Origin of the sequence: Streptomyces sp. NPDC059668 (genome assembly GCF_042734135.1) — a bacterium.
In the GTDB taxonomy this organism is placed as follows: domain Bacteria; phylum Actinomycetota; class Actinomycetes; order Streptomycetales; family Streptomycetaceae; genus Streptomyces.
Genome location: NZ_JBHWEL010000024.1, coordinates 4,888 through 23,156, shown reverse-complemented (window position 1 = coordinate 23,156; position 18,269 = coordinate 4,888). Strand labels below are relative to the sequence as shown.

Genomic DNA, 18,269 nt, shown 5'->3' with positions numbered 1-18,269 from the left:
CCGGGGGTGTGGGGGGGGTGTTTTTTTTTTTTCAGCCCCACACTGCCCCCGGCCCAACGGGGGCCCGTTAGCCGGGGGGGCGCCGCGCCGGGGGGGGGGGGGGGGGCCCGAGGCGTGGGCGGTCGTGGTCAGCGGACGAAGACGCCCGCCTGGTTCGCCAGGTCGAGGAAGTACTGGGGCGCGACACCCAGCACCAGCGTGACCGCGACGCCGAAGGCGATCGCCGTCATGGTCAGCGGCGAGGGCACCGCGACCGTCGGCCCCTCCGGCTTCGGCTCGCTGAAGAACATCAGCACGATCACCCGGATGTAGAAGAACGCCGCGATCGCCGAGGAGATCACACCGACCACGACCAGCGCGCCCGCGCCGCCCTCCGCCGCCGCCTTGAACACGGCGAACTTTCCGGCGAAGCCGGAGGTCAGCGGAATGCCCGCGAAGGCCAGCAGGAAGACGGCGAAGACGGCGGCCACCAGCGGGGAGCGCCGTCCGAGGCCCGCCCACTTGGACAGGTGGGTCGCCTCGCCGCCCGCGTCGCGGACCAGGGTCACGACCGCGAAGGCCCCGATCGTCACGAACGAGTAGGCGGCCAGATAGAAGAGGACCGACGAGACACCGTCCGGCGAGGCCGCGATGACACCCGCGAGGATGAAGCCCGCGTGCGCGATCGACGAGTACGCCAGCAGGCGCTTGATGTCGGTCTGGGTGATCGCGACGATGGCGCCGCCCAGCATGGTGACGATCGCGACGGCCCACATGACCGGCCGCCAGTCCCAGCGCAGGCCGGGCAGGACGACGTACAGCAGTCGCAGCAGCGCCCCGAAGGCGGCCACCTTCGTCGCCGCCGCCATGAAGCCCGTGACCGGGGTCGGCGCGCCCTGGTAGACGTCCGGCGTCCACATGTGGAAGGGCACCGCGCCGACCTTGAAGAGCAGGCCCATGACGACCATCGCGGCGCCGATCAGCAGCAGCACGTCGTTGCCCATGGTGCCGGCGAGCGCCGGGTCGACCGTGGTGACCGTACCGTCGACGACCTGCGCGATCCTGGCGTACGACACCGAGCCCGCGTAGCCGTAGAGCAGGGCGATGCCGAACAGGGTGAACGCGGAGGCGAAGGCACCGAGCAGGAAGTACTTGACCGCGGCCTCCTGCGACATGAGCCGCTTGCGGCGGGCCACTGCGCACAGCAGGTACAGGGGCAGCGAGAAGACCTCCAACGCGATGAAGAGCGTCAGCAGGTCGTTGGCCGACGGGAAGACCAGCATCCCGCCGATCGCGAAGAGCAGCAGCGGGAACACCTCGGTGGTGGTGAACCCGGCCTTCACGGCGGCCTTCTCGCTGTCGCTGCCGGGCACGGAGGCGGCCTGCGCGGCGAACGAGTCGACGCGGTTGCCGTGCGCCTCCGGGTCGAGCCGGCGCTCGGCGAACGTGAAGACGCCGAGGATGCCCGCCAGCAGGATCGTGCCCTGGAGGAACAGGGAGGGTCCGTCGACGGCGATCGCGCCCATCGCCGCGATGTGCGCCTTCGTCGTCCCGTAGCCGCCCGCCGCCATCGCGACCACCGCGGCGAAGGCGGCGGCGAGCGCGACGACGGACACGAACACCTGGGCGTAGTAGCGGGACTTGCGCGGGACGAAGGCCTCGATCAGCACCCCGACGAGCGCCGCCCCGATGACGATCAGGGTGGGCGACAACTGCGCGTATTCGATCTTCGGCGCGTCGATCTTCGCGATCGGCTCCGCCGCGGTTGTCCACAGGCTGTGGACGGCTGCTGCGCTCACTTGGCCGCCTCCACCTCGGGCTGGGGGTCCTTTTTGTGTACGTCCGACATGGTCTGCTGGACCGCGGGGTTGACGATGTCGGTGACGGGCTTCGGGTAGACGCCCAGGAAGATCAGCAGGGCGATCAGCGGGGCGACCACCAGGAGCTCGCGCACCCTGAGGTCGGGCATCTCGGCGACCTCGGTCTTCACCGGGCCCGTCATCGTCCGCTGGTACAGGACGAGCGTGTAGAGCGCCGCGAGCACGATGCCGAAGGTGGCGACGATGCCGACGGCCGGGTACCGCGTGAACGTGCCGACCAGGACGAGGAATTCGCTCACGAAGGGCGCGAGCCCGGGAAGCGAGAGGGTCGCGAGACTGCCGACCAGGAAGGTGCCGGCGAGCACCGGGGCGACCTTCTGCACCCCTCCGTAGTCGGCGATCAGACGCGATCCGCGCCGCGAGATCAGGAAGCCCGCGACCAGCATCAGCGCGGCCGTCGAGATCCCGTGGTTGACCATGTAGAGCGTCGCGCCCGACTGGCCCTGACTGGTCATCGCGAAGATGCCCAGGATGATGAAGCCGAAGTGCGAGATCGACGCGTACGCCACCAGCCGCTTGATGTCCCGCTGGCCGACCGCGACCAGGGCCCCGTAGACGATGCTGATGAGGGCGAGGACGAGGATGGCCGGCGTCGCCCACTTGCTGGCCTCGGGGAAGAGCTGGAGGCAGAAGCGGAGCATCGCGAAGGTGCCGACCTTGTCGACCACCGCGGTGATCAGGACCGCGACCGGGGCCGTGGCCTCCCCCATGGCATTGGGCAGCCAGGTGTGCAGCGGCCACAGCGGTGCCTTCACCGCGAACGCGAAGAAGAAGCCCAGGAACAGCCACCGCTCCGTGCTGGTCGCCATGTGCAGCGAGCCGTTGGCGCGGGCCTGCACGATCTCCTGGAGCGAGAAGTTCCCGGCGACCACGTAGAGGCCGATGACCGCGGCCAGCATGATCAGGCCGCCGACCAGGTTGTAGAGGAGGAACTTCACCGCGGCGTACGACCGCTGTGTCGCCGCGACCTCGTCACCGTGCTCGTGGGCCTTGTCCCCGAAGCCGCCGATGAGGAAGTACATCGGGATCAGCATGGCTTCGAAGAAGATGTAGAAGAGGAAGACGTCGGTGGCCTCGAAGGAGATGATCACCATCGCCTCGACGGCCAGGATCAGGGCGAAGAAGCCCTGGGTCGGCCGCCAGCGCGTGTTCCCGGTCTCCTGCGGGTCGGCGTCGTGCCAGCCCGCGAGGATCACGAACGGGATCAGCAGCGCGGTCAGCGCGACCAGCGCCACCCCGATGCCGTCCACGCCCAGCTCGTACCGGACCCCGAAGTCCTTGATCCAGGGGTGGGACTCGGTGAGCTGGTAGCGGTTGCCGCCGGGGTCGAACCGTACGAGCACGACCGCGGCCAGGACGAGTGTGGCGAGCGAGACGAGCAGCGCCAGCCACTTGGCGGCGACCCGTCGCGCGGCCGGCACGGCGGCCGTGGCGACCGCTCCGAGGGCCGGGAGCGCCGCCGTCGCTGTCAGCAGAGGAAAGGACATCGGTATCAGACCGCCCTCATCAGCAGGGTCGCGGCGATGAGGACCGCCGCACCGCCGAACATCGAGACCGCGTAACTGCGGGCATAACCGTTCTGCAGCTTGCGCAACCGCCCGGAGAGTCCGCCCATCGAGGCCGCCGTGCCGTTCACGACCCCGTCGACCAGGGTGTGGTCGAGGTACACCAGGGAGCGCGTGAGGTGCTCCCCGCCGCGCACCAGCACGACGTGGTTGAAGTCGTCCTGGAGCAGGTCGCGCCGGGCGGCCCGGGTGAGCAGGGAACCCCGCGGGGCGACGGCCGGGACGGGGCTGCGCCCGTACTGGAGGTAGGCGATCCCCGCGCCGACGACCAGGAGGACCATCGTGGCCAGCGTGACCGTGAGGGCGCTGACGGGCGAGTCGCCCTCCGAGTGTCCGGTGATCGGCTCCAGCCAGTGCAGGAAGCGGTCACCGATGCTGAAGAAGCCACCCGCGAAGACCGAGCCGAAGGCCAGCACGATCATGGGGATCGTCATGGACCGGGGCGACTCGTGCGGGTGCGGCTCGTGGCCCTCCGCGTCCGGCTGCCAGCGCTTCTCACCGAAGAAGGTCATGATCATCACGCGTGTCATGTAGTACGCGGTGATCGCCGCACCGAGGAGGGCGGCGCCGCCGAGGATCCAGCCCTCCATACCGCCCTTGGCGAAGGCCGCCTCGATGATCTTGTCCTTGGAGAAGAAGCCGGACAGGCCCGGGAAACCGATGATGGCGAGGTAGCCGAGGCCGAAGGTGACGAAGGTGACCGGCATGTACTTCCTGAGGCCGCCGTACCTCCGCATGTCGACCTCGTCGTTCATCCCGTGCATCACCGAACCGGCACCGAGGAAGAGCCCGGCCTTGAAGAAGCCGTGCGTCACCAGGTGCATGATCGCGAAGACGTAACCGATCGGGCCGAGGCCCGCGGCCAGCACCATGTAGCCGATCTGCGACATCGTCGAGCCGGCGAGCGCCTTCTTGATGTCGTCCTTCGCGCAACCGACGATCGCACCGAACAGCAGGGTGACCGCACCGACCACGGTGACGACCAGCTGCGCGTCGGGCGCGGCGTTGAAGACGGCGCCGGAGCGGACGATCAGGTAGACACCGGCGGTCACCATCGTCGCGGCGTGGATGAGGGCCGAGACCGGGGTCGGGCCCTCCATCGCGTCCCCGAGCCAGGACTGCAGCGGCACCTGGGCGGACTTGCCGCAGGCGGCGAGCAGCAGCATCAGCGCGACCGCGGTGAGCTTGCCCTCGGTGGCGCCGCCGACCAGACCCGGGTGCCCCTCGCTGCCGAGCACCGGTCCGAAGGCGAAGGTACCGAAGGTGGTGAACATCAGCATGATGGCGATCGACAGACCCATGTCACCGACGCGGTTGACCAGGAAGGCCTTCTTCGCGGCGGTGGCGGCACTGGGCTTGTGCTGCCAGAAGCCGATCAGCAGGTACGAGGCGAGGCCCACGCCCTCCCAGCCGACGTACAGCAGCAGGTAGTTGTCCGCGAGGACGAGCAGCAGCATCGCCGCGAGGAACAGGTTCAGATAGCCGAAGAAGCGGCGGCGCCGCTCGTCGTGCTCCATGTACCCGATGGAGTACAGGTGGATCAGCGAGCCGACGCCCGTGATCAGCAGGACGAACGTCATCGACAGCTGGTCGAGCTGGAAGGAGACGTCCGCCCGGAAGCCCGCGACGGGGATCCAGCTGAACAGGTGCTGGCCGAGGGGCCGGTCGGCGGCGCTCTTGCCCAGCATGTCGGCGAAGAGGACCGCGCCGATCACGAAGGAGGCCGCCGCGAGCGCCGTGCCGATCCAGTGGCCGACGGCATCGAGCCGCCGGCCACCGCACAGCAGTACGGCCGCTCCGAGCAGAGGCGCCGCTACCAGCAGCGCAATCAGATCTTCCACGATTCAGCGACCCCTTACAGCTTCATCAGGCTGGCGTCGTCGACCGAGGCCGAGTGGCGGGAACGGAACAGCGACACGATGATCGCGAGCCCGACCACGACCTCCGCGGCGGCGACCACCATCGTGAAGAAGGCGATGATCTGGCCGTCGAGATTGCCGTGCATGCGGGAGAAGACGACGAACGCGAGGTTGCAGGCGTTGAGCATGAGCTCGACACACATGAACACCACGATCGCGTTGCGCCTGATCAGCACGCCGGTGGCGCCGATCGTGAACAACAGGGCGGCGAGATAGAGGTAGTTGACCGGATTCACTGGGACGCCTCCTCCGTCTTCGTGCGCTCCAGGCGTTCTTCGGCACGCTGCTCCAGCGCCTTCAGATCGCTCAGCGCCTCGGTGGACACGTCACGGACCTGGCCGCGCTCCCGCAGCGTCTTGTTGACGGTCAGCTCCGAAGGAGTGCCGTCCGGGAGGAGACCCGCGATGTCCACCGCGTTGTGCCGGGCGTAGACACCCGGGGCCGGCAGCGGCGGCAGGTGCTTGCCCTCCCGCACCCGCTGCTCGGACAGCTCGCGCTGGGTCTTGGGACGCTCGGTGCGCTCCCGGTGCGTGAGCACCATGGCGCCGACGGCGGCCGTGATGAGCAGCGCGCCGGTGATCTCGAAGGCGAACACGTACTTCGTGAAGATGAGGGCCGCGAGACCCTCCACGTTCCCGTTGGCGTTGGCCTTGCCCAGGCCGTTGAACTCCGTCAGGGACGCGTGGCCGATGCCCGCGATCAGCAGGACGCCGAAGCCGAGACCGCTGACCAGGGCCAGCCAGCGCTGCCCCTTGATGGTCTCCTTCAGGGAGTCCGCCGCGGTGACGCCGACGAGCATGACCACGAACAGGAACAGCATCATGATCGCGCCGGTGTAGACGACGATCTGCACGATGCCCAGGAAATAGGCGCCGTTGGCGAGATAGAACACCGCCAGGACGATCATGGTCCCGGCCAGGCAGAGCGCGCTGTGCACGGCCTTCTTCATGAAGACGGTGCACAGGGCGCCGATCACCGCGACGGTGCCGAGCACCCAGAACTGGAAGGCCTCTCCGGTGGAGGTGGAGTAGGCGGCGAGCTGCGCGCTCATGCGTCCACCCCCTCCTCATCGGGCTTCTCGCCCTTGGAGACGGCCACTTGGCGCACGGTGCCGGGCGCCGCCTCCGTGACCAGACCCCGGTAGTAGTCCTGCTCGTCCGTCCCGGGGAAGATCGAGTGCGGTGACTCCACCATGCCCTCCTCCAGACCGGCGAGCAGCTGCTCCTTGGTGTAGATGAGGTTGGCGCGGCTGCTGTCGGCGAGCTCGAACTCGTTCGTCATCGTCAGCGCGCGCGTGGGGCATGCCTCGATGCACAGACCGCACAGGATGCAGCGCGCGTAGTTGATCTGGTAGACGCGGCCGTAGCGCTCACCGGGCGAGTAGCGCTCCTCCTCGGTGTTGTCCGCGCCCTCCACGTAGATGGCGTCCGCGGGGCACGCCCACGCGCACAGCTCACAGCCGACGCACTTCTCCAGGCCGTCCGGATGGCGGTTGAGCTGGTGCCGGCCGTGGAACCGCGGGGCCGTGGTCTTGTGCTGCTCCGGGTACTGCTCCGTGAGCCGCTTCTTGAACATGGCCTTGAAGGTCACGCCGAAGCCGGCGACGGGGTTCTGGAAACCGGGTTTGGTCTCCTTCGGCACCTCAGACATCTGACCCCTCCTTTCCGTCACGAGATCCGCCGTCCGATCCGTCACTCGCAGTATCGGACCCACCACTGACAATCAACTCCCGCTCGCGGCGCGGGCGGCGTCGCGGCACCGGCGGCAGCTCCTGTCCCGGCAGCGGAGGCACCGGGAACCCACCGGCCATCGGATCGAAGGCTGCGGTCTCGGCGGGCGTCTCCCGGGCCTCGGGCTTCTCGCGGAAGATGTCCACCGCGAACGAGATCAGCAGCAGCACGAGGACACCGCCGCCGACGTACAGCGCGATGTCGGCGAAGTCGTAGTGCTGGTTCCTCAGGGTCCGAACGGTCGCGACGAGCATCAGCCACACCACGGAGACCGGGATGAGGACCTTCCAGCCGAGCTTCATCAGCTGGTCGTAGCGGACACGCGGGAGCGTGCCGCGCAGCCAGATGAAGAAGAACAGCAGCAGCTGCACCTTCACCACGAACCAGAGCATCGGCCACCAGCCGTGGTTGGCGCCCTCCCAGAAGGTGCTGATCGGCCACGGGGCCCGCCAGCCGCCCAGGAAGAGCGTCGTCGACACGGCCGAGACCGTCACCATGTTCACGTACTCGGCGAGCATGAACAGCGCGAACTTGATGGACGAGTACTCGGTGTTGAAGCCGCCGACGAGGTCGCCCTCGGACTCCGGCATGTCGAAGGGGGCGCGGTTGGTCTCGCCGACCATCGTGATGATGTAGATCACGAAGGAGACCGGCAGCAGCAGGATGTACCAGCGGTCGTGCTGCTGCTCGACGATCGTCGAGGTCGACATCGACCCGGAGTAGAGGAACACCGAGGCGAAGGCGGCGCCCATGGCGATCTCGTAGGAGATCATCTGCGCGCAGGAACGCAGTCCGCCCAGGAGCGGGTACGTCGATCCGGAGGACCAGCCCGCGAGCACGATCCCGTAGATGCCGACGGAGGCGACCGCGAGGATGTAGAGCATCGCGATCGGCAGGTCGGTGAGCTGCATCGTGGTGCGGTGCCCGAAGATGGAGATCTCGTTGCCCGCGGGTCCGAAGGGGATCACCGCGATCGCCATGAAGGCCGGGATGGCCGCGACGACCGGCGCGAGGATGTAGACCACCTTGTCCGCGCGTTTGACGACGAGGTCTTCCTTGAGCATCAGTTTGATGCCGTCGGCGAGGGACTGGAGCATGCCCCAGGGGCCGTGCCGGTTGGGGCCGATGCGCAGCTGCATCCAGGCGACGACCTTGCGCTCCCACACGATGGAGAAGAGCACGGTGATCATCAGGAAGGCGAAGCAGAAGACCGCCTTGACGACGACCAGCCACCAGGGGTCGCGGCCGAACATGGAGAGGTCTTCCGTGGCGAGGTACGGCGTGTACGGCGTCATGCCTCCACCTCCTTGGGGGCCTCGGTGGCGAGCGTCGCCGGTCCGATGCGGACGAGTGCGCCGGGCAGCGCCCCCGTGTCGGAGGCGACGCCCCCGCCGGCGGAGTTCAGCGGGAGCCAGACCACGCGGTCGGGCATCTCGGTGATCTGCAGCGGCAGGGCGACGGTCCCGGCGCTGCCGGTGACGGCGAGGAGGTCGCCCTCCTTGACACCCGCCTCGGCGGCCGTGGCGGCCGACACGCGCGCGCGTGCCGCGTGCCGGGTCCCGGCGAGCGCCTCGTCGCCCTCCTGGAGGCGCCCTTGGTCGAGCAGCAGGCGGTGTCCCGCGAGCACGGCCTCCCCGGCGGCGGGACGCGGCAGCGACGCCGCGATCTCGACGGGTTCGGCGGCCCGCGTACCGCCCCAGGCGCCGAGCCGGTCCAGCTCGCCGCGCGCGGTGCGCAGGTCCGGCAGACCGAGGTGCACGTCCATCGCGTCGGCGAGCATCTGCAGCACCCGCGCGTCGGTGGGTGCCAGGTTGCGGGTCATCTGCTCCGGCTTGAGCGCGGCCTCGAAGAGGCGGGCCCGGCCTTCCCAGTTGAGGAAGGTGCCCGACTTCTCGGTGACCGCGGCCACCGGGAGGACGACATCCGCGTGTGCGGTGACCTCACCGGGACGCAGTTCGAGCGACACCAGGAAGCCGATCTCCGAAAGCGCCGCACGCGCGCGTGCCGGGTTGGGCAGGTCGTCGACCTCCACACCCGCCACCACCAGCGCCTGCAGTTCGCCGCCGGCGGCGGCCTCGACGATCTGGCCGGTGTCGCGACCGTAGCGGTGCGGGAGCTGGGAGACGCCCCAGGCGGCGGCGACCTCCTCCCGCGCGCGCGGGTCGGTGGCCGGACGTCCGCCCGGCAGCAGCGACGGCAGAGCGCCCGCCTCGATGGCGCCGCGCTCCCCTGCCCGCCGCGGGATCCACACCAGCGTGGCACCCGTGGCCGACGCGGCCCTTACGGCGGAGGTGAGCCCGCCCGCCACCGCGGCGAGCCGCTCGCCGACGACGATCACGGCGCCTTCACCGCGCAGTGCCTCGGCGGCCACGGCTCCGTCGCCCTCCAGGCCGACGCCGCTCGCGAGGGCGTTCAGCCACTCGGTCTCGGTACCGGGCGCGGCGGGCAGCAGCGTGCCTCCCGCCTTGGCCAGACCGCGCGTCTCGTGCGTGGCGAGAGAGAAGGTCCGCTGCCCGTGTCCGCGCCAGGCCTTGCGCAGCCGCAGGAAGACTCCCGGCGCCTCCTCCTCGGACTCGAAGCCGACGAGCAGAACCGCGGGCGCCTTCTCCAGGGACGTGTACGTGACGCCCGTACCGTCGAGGTCCCGTCCCCGTCCGGCCACGCGCGACGCCAGGAAGTCGGCCTCCTCGGCGCTGTGCACGCGCGCGCGGAAGTCGATGTCGTTGGTGTCGAGGGCCACGCGGGCGAACTTGCTGTAGGCGTAGGCGTCCTCGACGGTGAGCCGGCCGCCCGTCAGGACACCGGTCCTGCCCCGGGCCGCCAGCAGTCCCCGGGCCGCGGCCTCCAGTGCCTCCGGCCAGGAAGCGGGCTCCAGTTCACCGGAGGCGCCGCGCACCAGAGGCGTCTCCAGCCGGTCACGCTGCTGCGCGTACCGGAAGCCGAAGCGGCCCTTGTCGCACAGCCACTCCTCGTTGACCTCCGGGTCGGGAGACGCGAGGCGCCGCATCACCTTGCCGCGCCGGTGATCCGTGCGCGTCGCGCAGCCGCCCGCGCAGTGCTCGCACACCGAGTGGGAGGAGACGAGGTCGAAGGGGCGCGAGCGGAAGCGGTACGCCGCCGAGGTCAGGGCCCCGACCGGGCAGATCTGGATCGTGTTGCCGGAGAAGTACGACTCGAAGGGATCGCCCTCGCCGGTTCCGACCTGCTGGAGCGCCCCGCGCTCGATCAGCTCGATCATCGGGTCGCCCGCGATCTGGTTGCTGAACCGGGTGCAGCGGGCGCACAGCACGCACCGCTCGCGGTCGAGCAGCACCTGTGTGGAGATCGGGACCGGCTTCTCGTACGTCCGCTTCTTTCCCTCGAAGCGGGATTCGGCGCCGCCGTGCGACATCGCCTGGTTCTGGAGCGGGCACTCGCCGCCCTTGTCGCAGACCGGGCAGTCCAGCGGGTGGTTGATGAGCAGCAGCTCCATCACGCCGTACTGGGCCTTCTCGGCGACGGGCGAGGTGAGCTGCGTCTTCACCACCATCCCGTCCGTGCACGTGATCGTGCAGGACGCCATGGGCTTGCGCTGTCCCTCGACCTCGACGATGCACTGCCGGCAGGCGCCGGCCGGGTCGAGAAGCGGGTGGTCGCAGAAGCGGGGGATCTCGATGCCGAGCTGTTCCGCGGCGCGGATGACCAGGGTGCCCTTGGGCACGCTGATCTCGGCGCCGTCGATCGTCAGCGAGACGAGATCCTCCGGCGGAACCGCCGCCTCTCCCCCTCCCGAGGGAGCGCTGGTGGTCACCGTCATGCGTTCACCTCCGTGTGCTTGTCCGCCCAGGCCGTCGACCTGGCCGGGTCGAAGGGGCAGCCGCGGCCCGTGATGTGCTGCTCGTACTCCTCGCGGAAGTACTTGAGCGAGGAGAAGATCGGCGAGGCGGCACCGTCGCCGAGGGCGCAGAAGGACTTGCCGTTGATGTTGTCGGCGATGTCGTTCAGCTTGTCGAGGTCGGACATGACGCCCTTGCCGGCCTCGATGTCGCGCAGCAACTGCACGAGCCAGTAGGTCCCTTCGCGGCACGGGGTGCACTTGCCGCAGGACTCGTGCGCGTAGAACTCGGTCCACCGGGTGACCGCCCGGACGACGCAGGTCGTCTCGTCGAAGCACTGGAGCGCCTTGGTCCCGAGCATGGAACCGGCGGCGCCCACTCCTTCGTAGTCAAGAGGGACGTCGAGGTGTTCTTCGGTGAACATCGGCGTCGAGGAGCCACCCGGCGTCCAGAACTTCAGCCGGTGTCCGGCGCGCATCCCGCCGCTCATGTCGAGGAGTTGACGGAGCGTGATGCCGAGCGGGGCCTCGTACTGGCCGGGGCTGGTGACGTGGCCGCTGAGCGAGTAGAGCGTGAAGCCCGGGGACTTCTCGCTCCCCATCGACCTGAACCATTCCTTGCCTTTTTGCAGGATTGCGGGAACTGACGCGATCGACTCGACGTTATTCACGACAGTTGGGCACGCATAGAGCCCTGCGACGGCTGGGAAAGGGGGACGAAGCCGCGGTTGACCACGGCGGCCTTCGAGCGAGTCGAGCAGCGCGGTCTCCTCACCGCAGATGTACGCGCCCGCGCCCGCGTGCACGGTGAGCTGCAGATCGAGTCCGCTGCCCAGGATGTTCTCGCCGAGGTAGCCGGCCTCGTAGGCCTCACGGACGGCCTCGTGCAACCGCCGCAACACGGGGACGACTTCACCGCGGAGATAGATGAAGGCATGCGAAGACCGGATGGCATAACACGCGATCACAATGCCCTCGATGAGGCTGTGCGGGTTCGCGAAGAGGAGCGGGATGTCCTTGCAGGTGCCCGGCTCCGACTCGTCGGCGTTGACAACTAGATAGTGGGGTTTTCCATCGCCCTGCGGAATGAACTGCCACTTCATTCCCGTGGGGAATCCCGCGCCGCCCCGGCCGCGCAGACCGGAGTCCTTGACGTACGCGATCAGGTCGTCCGGCGACATGGCCAGCGCCTTGCGCAGTCCCTCGTACCCCTCGTGCCTCCGGTAGACGTCCAGGGTCCAGGACTTCTCCTCGTCCCAGAAGGCCGACAGCACGGGTGCGAGCAGCTTCTCGGGGCTGGTATCGCCGCCTCGCTCGAATGCGCTCGCGCGGGCGGTGCCCCCGTTCTCGGGTGCCAACGTCATCACTCCCCCTCCTCGGCTGTGGGACCCGCCGGGTGCGACGGATCGGAGGCCGATGTGTCCTGCGGCGCGTCGTGCGAGCTCAGGTGCTCGGCCGGCGGCTGGTCCTGCGGCGCGCCTCCACCTCGGGGGTGGACCACGCGCGCGGCACCGCTCTCGCCCTTGGCCAGGCGAAGGCCGGTCAGCGAGGCGGGGCCCGCGCTGCCACCCGCCTCGACGGCCCCGGCGCGCTCGTCGGGGAAGCCGGCCAGGATCCGGGCGGTGTCCTTGAAGGTGCAGAGGGGGGCGCCGCGGGTGGGCTCAACCGTTGTTCCCGCGCGCAGGTCGTCGACGAGGCGCTTCGCGGAGGCCACGGTCTGGTTGTCGAAGAACTCCCAGTTGACCATCACGACGGGTGCGAAGTCGCAGGCCGCGTTGCACTCGATGTGCTCCAGGGTGACCTTGCCGTCACCGGTGGTCTCGCCGTTGCCGACGCCCAGGTGGTCCTGGAGGGCGTCGAAGATCGCGTCGCCGCCCATGACCGCGCACAGGGTGTTGGTGCACACACCCACCTGGTAGTCACCGCTCGGCTTGCGCCGGTACATGGAGTAGAAGGTCGCGACCGCGGTGACCTCGGCGGTGGTCAGGCTCAGTACGTCCGCGCAGAACTGCATCCCCGTGCGCGTGACATGGCCCTCCTCCGACTGCACGAGGTGCAGCAACGGAAGGAGCGCCGAGCGGGAGTCGGGGTAGCGGGCGATGATCTCGCGCGCGTCCGCTTCGAGCCGGGTCCGAACGTCGTCCGGGTAGTCGGGCGCGGGCAGTCGGGGCATGCCCAGGCTGACGCCCTCGGGGGTGGTGGTCACCGGTCGACGCCTCCCATCACGGGGTCGATGGAGGCGACGGCGACGATGACGTCGGCGACCTGGCCGCCTTCGCACATCGCCGCCATGGCCTGCAGGTTGGTGAAGGACGGGTCCCTGAAGTGGACCCGGTAGGGGCGGGTGCCTCCGTCGGACACGGCGTGCACCCCGAGTTCTCCCTTGGGCGACTCGACCGCCGCGTACGCCTGTCCCGGCGGGACGCGGAAGCCCTCGGTCACCAGCTTGAAGTGGTGGATCAGGGCCTCCATGGAGGTGCCCATGATCTTCTTGATGTGGTCGAGGGAGTTGCCCAGACCGTCGGGGCCTAGCGCGAGCTGCGCGGGCCAGGCGATCTTCTTGTCGGCGACCATGACCGGCCCCGGCTGGAGCCGGTCCAGGCACTGTTCGACGATGTGCAGCGACTGGCGCATCTCCTCCAGGCGGATCAGGAAGCGCCCGTAGGAGTCGCAGGTGTCTGCGGTGGGGATCTCGAAGTCGTACGTCTCGTAGCCGCAGTACGGCTGGGACTTGCGCAGGTCGTGCGGCAGGCCCGCCGAGCGCAGGACGGGTCCGGTGGCGCCGAGGGCCATGCAGCCGGCCAGGTCGAGATAGCCGACGTCCTGCATGCGGGCCTTGAAGATGGGGTTCCCGGTGGCGAGCTTGTCGTACTCGGGAAGGTTCTTCGTCATCTTCTTCACGAACTCGCGGATCTGGTCCACCGCGCCGGGCGGCAGGTCCTGGGCGAGTCCGCCGGGGCGGATGTACGCGTGGTTCATCCGCAGGCCGGTGATCAGCTCGTAGATGTCGAGGATCAGTTCACGGTCACGGAAGCCGTAGATCATGATCGTGGTGGCGCCGAGCTCCATGCCGCCGGTGGCGATGCACACCAGGTGGGAGGAGAGCCGGTTCAGCTCCATCAGGAGCACGCGGATGATCGTGGCCCGGTCGGGGATCTGGTCCTCGATGCCGAGGAGCTTCTCGACCGCGAGGCAGTAGGCCGTCTCGTTGAAGAACGGCGTCAGGTAGTCCATGCGCGTCACGAACGTGGTGCCCTGCGTCCACGTACGGAATTCGAGGTTCTTCTCGATTCCGGTGTGGAGGTAGCCGATGCCGCAGCGGGCCTCGGTGACCGTCTCGCCGTCGATCTCCAGGATGAGCCGGAGCACGCCGTGCGTGGACGGGTGCTGCGGGCCCATGTTGACGATGATGCGCTCGTCGTCGGACCTCGCCGCGGACTGCGCGATCTCGTCCCAGTCGCCACCGGTGACCGTGTAGACGGTGCCCTCGGTCGTCTCGCGGGCGGATGCGGCAGAAGAAGGAGTCTGCGTGCTCATGAGTACGACCTCCGCTGGTCCGGAGCCGGGATCTGGGCGCCCTTGTACTCGATGGGGATGCCACCGAGGGGATAGTCCTTGCGCTGGGGATGGCCCTGCCAGTCGTCCGGCATCATGATCCGCGTCAGCGCCGGGTGACCGTCGAAGATCAGGCCGAAGAAGTCGTACGCCTCGCGCTCGTGCCAGTCGTTCGTCGGATAGACGGGGACGAGTGACGGGAGGTGCGGGTCGGCGTCGGGGGCACTGACCTCGAGCCGGATCAGCCGGTTGTGGGTGATCGAGCGCAGGTGGTAGACGGCGTGCAGCTCGCGCCCCTTGTCGCTGGGGTAGTGCACTCCGCTCACGCCCGTGCACAGTTCGAAGCGGAGGGCCGGGTCGTCACGGAGGGTCTGGGCGACCCGGACCAGGTACTCGCGTTCGATGTGGAAGGTGATCTCGTCGCGGTCGACGATGGTCTTCTCGATCGCGTTCTCGGGGACGAGTCCCTGTTCCTCCAGGGCGCCCTCCAGCTCGTCGGCGACCTCGTCGAACCAGCCGCCGTAGGGGCGGCCGGCCGGGCCGGGCAGCCGGACGGAGCGGACCAGGCCGCCGTAGCCGGAGGTGTCGCCGCCGTTGTTGGCGCCGAACATCCCGCGCTGGACGCGGATCTCCTCGCCGCCGTCGCCACGCTGGCCGGGCAGGTTGGACGCGCCGAGGTCCTTCTCCGGGTTCACGCCGTCGCCGGCGCCGTTCGCGTCGCTCACCGCAGCAGGCCCTTCATCTCGATGGTGGGGAGCGCCTTGAGCGCCGCTTCCTCCGCCTCGCGGGCCGCCTCCTCGGCGTTCACGCCGAGCTTCGAGGACTGGATCTTCTGATGGAGCTTGAGAATCGCGTCCATCAGCATCTCGGGCCGCGGCGGGCAGCCGGGCAGATAGATGTCGACCGGAACGATGTGGTCGACGCCCTGCACAATGGCGTAGTTGTTGAACATTCCGCCCGATGAGGCACAGACGCCCATGGAGATCACCCACTTGGGGTTGGGCATCTGGTCATAGACCTGCCGCAGAACGGGCGCCATCTTCTGACTGACGCGTCCGGCGACGATCATGAGGTCGGCCTGGCGCGGTGACCCGCGGAAGACCTCCATGCCGAAGCGCGCCAGGTCGTAGCGGCCCGCGCCGGTCGTCATCATCTCGATGGCGCAGCAGGCGAGTCCGAACGTGGCGGGGAAGACGGACGCCTTGCGCACCCAGCCCGCGGCCTGCTCGACGGTGGTCAGCAGGAATCCGCTCGGCAGCTTTTCTTCGAGTCCCATGTCTTAAAGGCCCCTCAGTCCCATTCCAGGCCGCCGCGCCGCCATACGTACGCGTACGCCACGAAGACGGTGAGCACGAAGAGCAGCATCTCCACGAGCCCGAAAACACCCAGGGCGTCGAAGGTGACGGCCCAGGGGTAGAGGAAGACGATCTCGATGTCGAAGACGATGAAGAGCATCGCCGTCAGGTAGTACTTGATCGGGAAGCGCCCGCCGCCGGCCGGCGTAGGGGTCGGCTCGATACCGCACTCGTAAGCTTCGAGCTTGGCCCGGTTGTATCGCTTTGGACCGATAAGCGTGGCCATGACCACGGAGAAGATCGCAAAGCCTGCCCCGAGGGCTCCCAGTACGAGGATCGGCGCATACGCGTTCACGCTCCTCGCTCCTCTCAGTCGGCACTGACTGCTGGCGGTTGCGTCGGGCCAGCTTCCGCCCACCCGTCCCACGAGCCCCGTGCGTCCCGACGAAGATCGCGTACATGTGAAGCAGGTCACAAGCCCAACTGCCTCGCATCCTATGCCCGCCGGTCTGTGATCTGCGACACGGGGTATTGCACTAGCTTTGTGATCTCCACCACCTGACGAAGGATCATGAAGTCGGATGAGCGGTGATCTTCACACGCGAAGCGTCCGCACGGTCACCAGAGGTGACATTTCCGCAAGTCACCCCAGGTCCGGGGGGACGTCTCCATATCAAGAGACTTCCTTCGCATGCAAATTGGCGATGGACGGGAAGGCTTGATAGAGGAGCCCGTTCACACGTCGGAGGGAGAGGTGTGGACGGATGTGGACGACCTCCACGCGTGCACGCGTTCACGAGCAGGGAACTCTCTGGATCTACGCGCGCGGCATGCCATCCGTGAGACGGCTGTGTGACCTGTGCCACATCTGTCTATGCGCCAGATAAGCGGGGCTTGGCCACCGGCCGCAACGAGTGGTAGGCGGAGGGCAATTCGGGCGTATTACGGAAACAGCATGATCACAGGCTTGATCATCTCTGTCCGCAATGCCCGTTACGGCGTCAATAAGAAGTGACACGACCCGGATTCGGCCGCGGATTGAACAACTGTGGCGCACCACACGTTTCTTGAAGGTATGAGGGAGCCCCTGATACCGGTTGTACCCATGTCCCACACCGCTCACATACGTAGCCACCGGAAGCCCCGCCGCAACGCGTCGACGCTCGCGATGCGCGCCGGAGTTGCCGGTGGCGTTCTCAGCACCCTGGCCGTCGCCGGTGCGGCCGGCTCTGCGAGCGCGGCCGAGCCCGTGACGCAGACCCTTGAACTGCCGACCCTGACGGCCGACCTCGCGACCCAGGTCGCCCAGTCCGCGGACGCCACCCAGCAGGCCGCGGCCAACTACGAGTTGCAGGCCGAGCGCGACGCGGCAGCCGCAAATGCCGCGAAGCAGGCCAAGGCGGACCTCGCCGACGCCAAGAAGAAGGCGGAGGCCAAGAAGAAGGCCGAGGCCGCGCGCAAGGCCGCGGCCGAGCAGGCCGCCTCGCGCTCCGCCGCGCGGACCACCCTGTCCGCTTCGGCCTCCACCTCGGCCTCCACGACCTCGACCGTCTCGGCGCCGGCCAGCGGCAGCGTCGCGACCGTCATCGCCTTCCTCAAGGCACAGGTCGGCGACGCGTACGTGATGGGTGGGACGGGCCCCAACGCCTGGGACTGCTCCGGTCTCGTGCAGGCCGCGTTCAAGCAGGTCGGTGTCGACCTGCCGCGCGTCTCCCAGGACCAGTCGACGTCCGGCACGCCGGTCTCGCTGTCCAACGTCCAGGTCGGCGACATCCTGTACTGGGGTTCGGCCGGTTCGGCGTACCACGTGGGCGTGTACATCGGTAACGGGCAGTACCTGGACGCGGCCAACCCCTCCAAGGGCGTCGTGATCCAGAACCTGTCGGGCTACCCGGCCACCGGCGCGGTACGCGTTCTCTGAGCCGCACCCGCGTCAGAAGTCCAACGGCTTGAGGGCCGCCGCCTGAAGGCGGCGGTCCCCGTCGTCGTATCCGCGGGGCCACCGTGGCCCGTTCGGGCCTCTGAGGGCCCTCCCAGCGCCGGGACGAGCCCGTCGGCGACGGCCGCCGGATGCGCCCCGGCCGCCGCACCCGCGGGCGCCGCCCGCGGACCTGCCACCGCGCCGCCCGCGACGCCGAGCCGCGCCCCGAGCCGCGGTCCGCATCCCCGAGCCGCGCCCCCACGCACCCGCGGCCTCCTCCGCCGCTGCCCGCCACGGCGCTACGGCGCTACGGCGCTACGGCGCTACGGCGCTACGGCGCTACGGCGCTACGGCGCTACGGCCGAGCATGCCCGCCGCTGCGTGAGATCCCGCTCGGCATACCCGTAACGGGTCAACTGCCGCAGACGGAACGAGAGTGCGCCCCGTACGCATAAAGGGCACTTCTGCCCGTACCGGCCCCTCCGGAGTGACCGCGTGGACCTGCCGGGGCGCGCCGAGGTACGCGCCACGGTTCACGGCAGGAGCGACGTGAGGGGTCCCCGCGCGGGGACCCCTCACGTCGCTCCTGCCGTGAACCGTGGCGCGTACCT

Annotated in this window: 15 protein-coding genes; 1 reads left to right on the top strand and 14 read right to left on the bottom strand. The window is 68.9% G+C overall.

The features are described 5' to 3' along the window. Positions 1-128: 128 nt before the first annotated feature. Genes nuoN through ACFV2J_RS19095 form a run of 14 tightly spaced genes read right to left on the bottom strand, consistent with a single transcriptional unit; the run spans position 129 to position 16,092 of the window. The gene (gene nuoN / locus ACFV2J_RS19160; RefSeq protein WP_385439661.1) at positions 129-1,778 is read right to left on the bottom strand and encodes an NADH-quinone oxidoreductase subunit NuoN; all 1,650 of its coding nucleotides are present in this window, start codon (positions 1,776-1,778) and stop codon (positions 129-131) included. Next, the gene (locus ACFV2J_RS19155) at positions 1,775-3,346 is read right to left on the bottom strand and encodes an NADH-quinone oxidoreductase subunit M (protein ID WP_385084088.1); all 1,572 of its coding nucleotides are present in this window, start codon (positions 3,344-3,346) and stop codon (positions 1,775-1,777) included. Before ACFV2J_RS19155 ends, nuoN begins: the two co-directional genes overlap by 4 nt. A gap of 5 nt (positions 3,347-3,351) precedes the next feature. Continuing rightward, complete coding sequence (gene nuoL / locus ACFV2J_RS19150) at positions 3,352-5,265, bottom strand: NADH-quinone oxidoreductase subunit L (RefSeq protein ID WP_385084086.1); 1,914 nt, start codon at positions 5,263-5,265, stop codon at positions 3,352-3,354. 14 nt (positions 5,266-5,279) lie between these two features. Beyond that, positions 5,280-5,579: an NADH-quinone oxidoreductase subunit NuoK gene (gene nuoK, locus ACFV2J_RS19145; protein ID WP_018568277.1), complete on the bottom strand. Its 300-nt coding sequence runs from the start codon at positions 5,577-5,579 to the stop codon at positions 5,280-5,282. Next, complete coding sequence (locus tag ACFV2J_RS19140) at positions 5,576-6,394, bottom strand: NADH-quinone oxidoreductase subunit J (protein ID WP_385084084.1); 819 nt, start codon at positions 6,392-6,394, stop codon at positions 5,576-5,578. The genes nuoK and ACFV2J_RS19140 overlap by 4 nt, the downstream gene beginning before the upstream one ends. Next, entirely contained in the window at positions 6,391-6,993 is a 603-nt protein-coding gene (nuoI, locus tag ACFV2J_RS19135) for an NADH-quinone oxidoreductase subunit NuoI (protein ID WP_385084082.1), read from the bottom strand. The genes ACFV2J_RS19140 and nuoI overlap by 4 nt, the downstream gene beginning before the upstream one ends. Further along, positions 6,986-8,368 (bottom strand): NADH-quinone oxidoreductase subunit NuoH, encoded by a 1,383-nt coding sequence (nuoH, locus tag ACFV2J_RS19130; RefSeq protein WP_385084080.1) that lies wholly within the window; start codon positions 8,366-8,368, stop codon positions 6,986-6,988. The genes nuoI and nuoH overlap by 8 nt, the downstream gene beginning before the upstream one ends. After that, positions 8,365-10,869 (bottom strand): NADH-quinone oxidoreductase subunit G, encoded by a 2,505-nt coding sequence (locus tag ACFV2J_RS19125; protein ID WP_385439655.1) that lies wholly within the window; start codon positions 10,867-10,869, stop codon positions 8,365-8,367. Before ACFV2J_RS19125 ends, nuoH begins: the two co-directional genes overlap by 4 nt. Beyond that, positions 10,866-12,251: an NADH-quinone oxidoreductase subunit NuoF gene (gene nuoF / locus ACFV2J_RS19120; RefSeq protein WP_385084076.1), complete on the bottom strand. Its 1,386-nt coding sequence runs from the start codon at positions 12,249-12,251 to the stop codon at positions 10,866-10,868. Before nuoF ends, ACFV2J_RS19125 begins: the two co-directional genes overlap by 4 nt. Next, complete coding sequence (gene nuoE, locus ACFV2J_RS19115) at positions 12,251-13,060, bottom strand: NADH-quinone oxidoreductase subunit NuoE (protein WP_385084098.1); 810 nt, start codon at positions 13,058-13,060, stop codon at positions 12,251-12,253. The genes nuoF and nuoE overlap by 1 nt, the downstream gene beginning before the upstream one ends. Before the next feature lie 29 nt (positions 13,061-13,089). Then, entirely contained in the window at positions 13,090-14,424 is a 1,335-nt protein-coding gene (locus tag ACFV2J_RS19110) for an NADH-quinone oxidoreductase subunit D (protein WP_385084074.1), read from the bottom strand. Next, entirely contained in the window at positions 14,421-15,167 is a 747-nt protein-coding gene (locus ACFV2J_RS19105) for an NADH-quinone oxidoreductase subunit C (RefSeq protein WP_385084072.1), read from the bottom strand. The genes ACFV2J_RS19110 and ACFV2J_RS19105 overlap by 4 nt, the downstream gene beginning before the upstream one ends. Next, positions 15,164-15,718: an NADH-quinone oxidoreductase subunit B family protein gene (locus ACFV2J_RS19100; protein WP_007383964.1), complete on the bottom strand. Its 555-nt coding sequence runs from the start codon at positions 15,716-15,718 to the stop codon at positions 15,164-15,166. Before ACFV2J_RS19100 ends, ACFV2J_RS19105 begins: the two co-directional genes overlap by 4 nt. A gap of 14 nt (positions 15,719-15,732) precedes the next feature. Further along, a complete protein-coding gene (locus ACFV2J_RS19095) occupies positions 15,733-16,092 on the bottom strand; it encodes an NADH-quinone oxidoreductase subunit A (RefSeq protein WP_007383963.1) in 360 nt (119 codons plus the stop codon). 720 nt (positions 16,093-16,812) lie between these two features. Between ACFV2J_RS19095 and ACFV2J_RS19090 the strand changes: the two genes are divergently transcribed. After that, positions 16,813-17,658 (top strand): C40 family peptidase, encoded by an 846-nt coding sequence (locus tag ACFV2J_RS19090; RefSeq protein WP_385084070.1) that lies wholly within the window; start codon positions 16,813-16,815, stop codon positions 17,656-17,658. Positions 17,659-18,269: the final 611 nt, after the last annotated feature.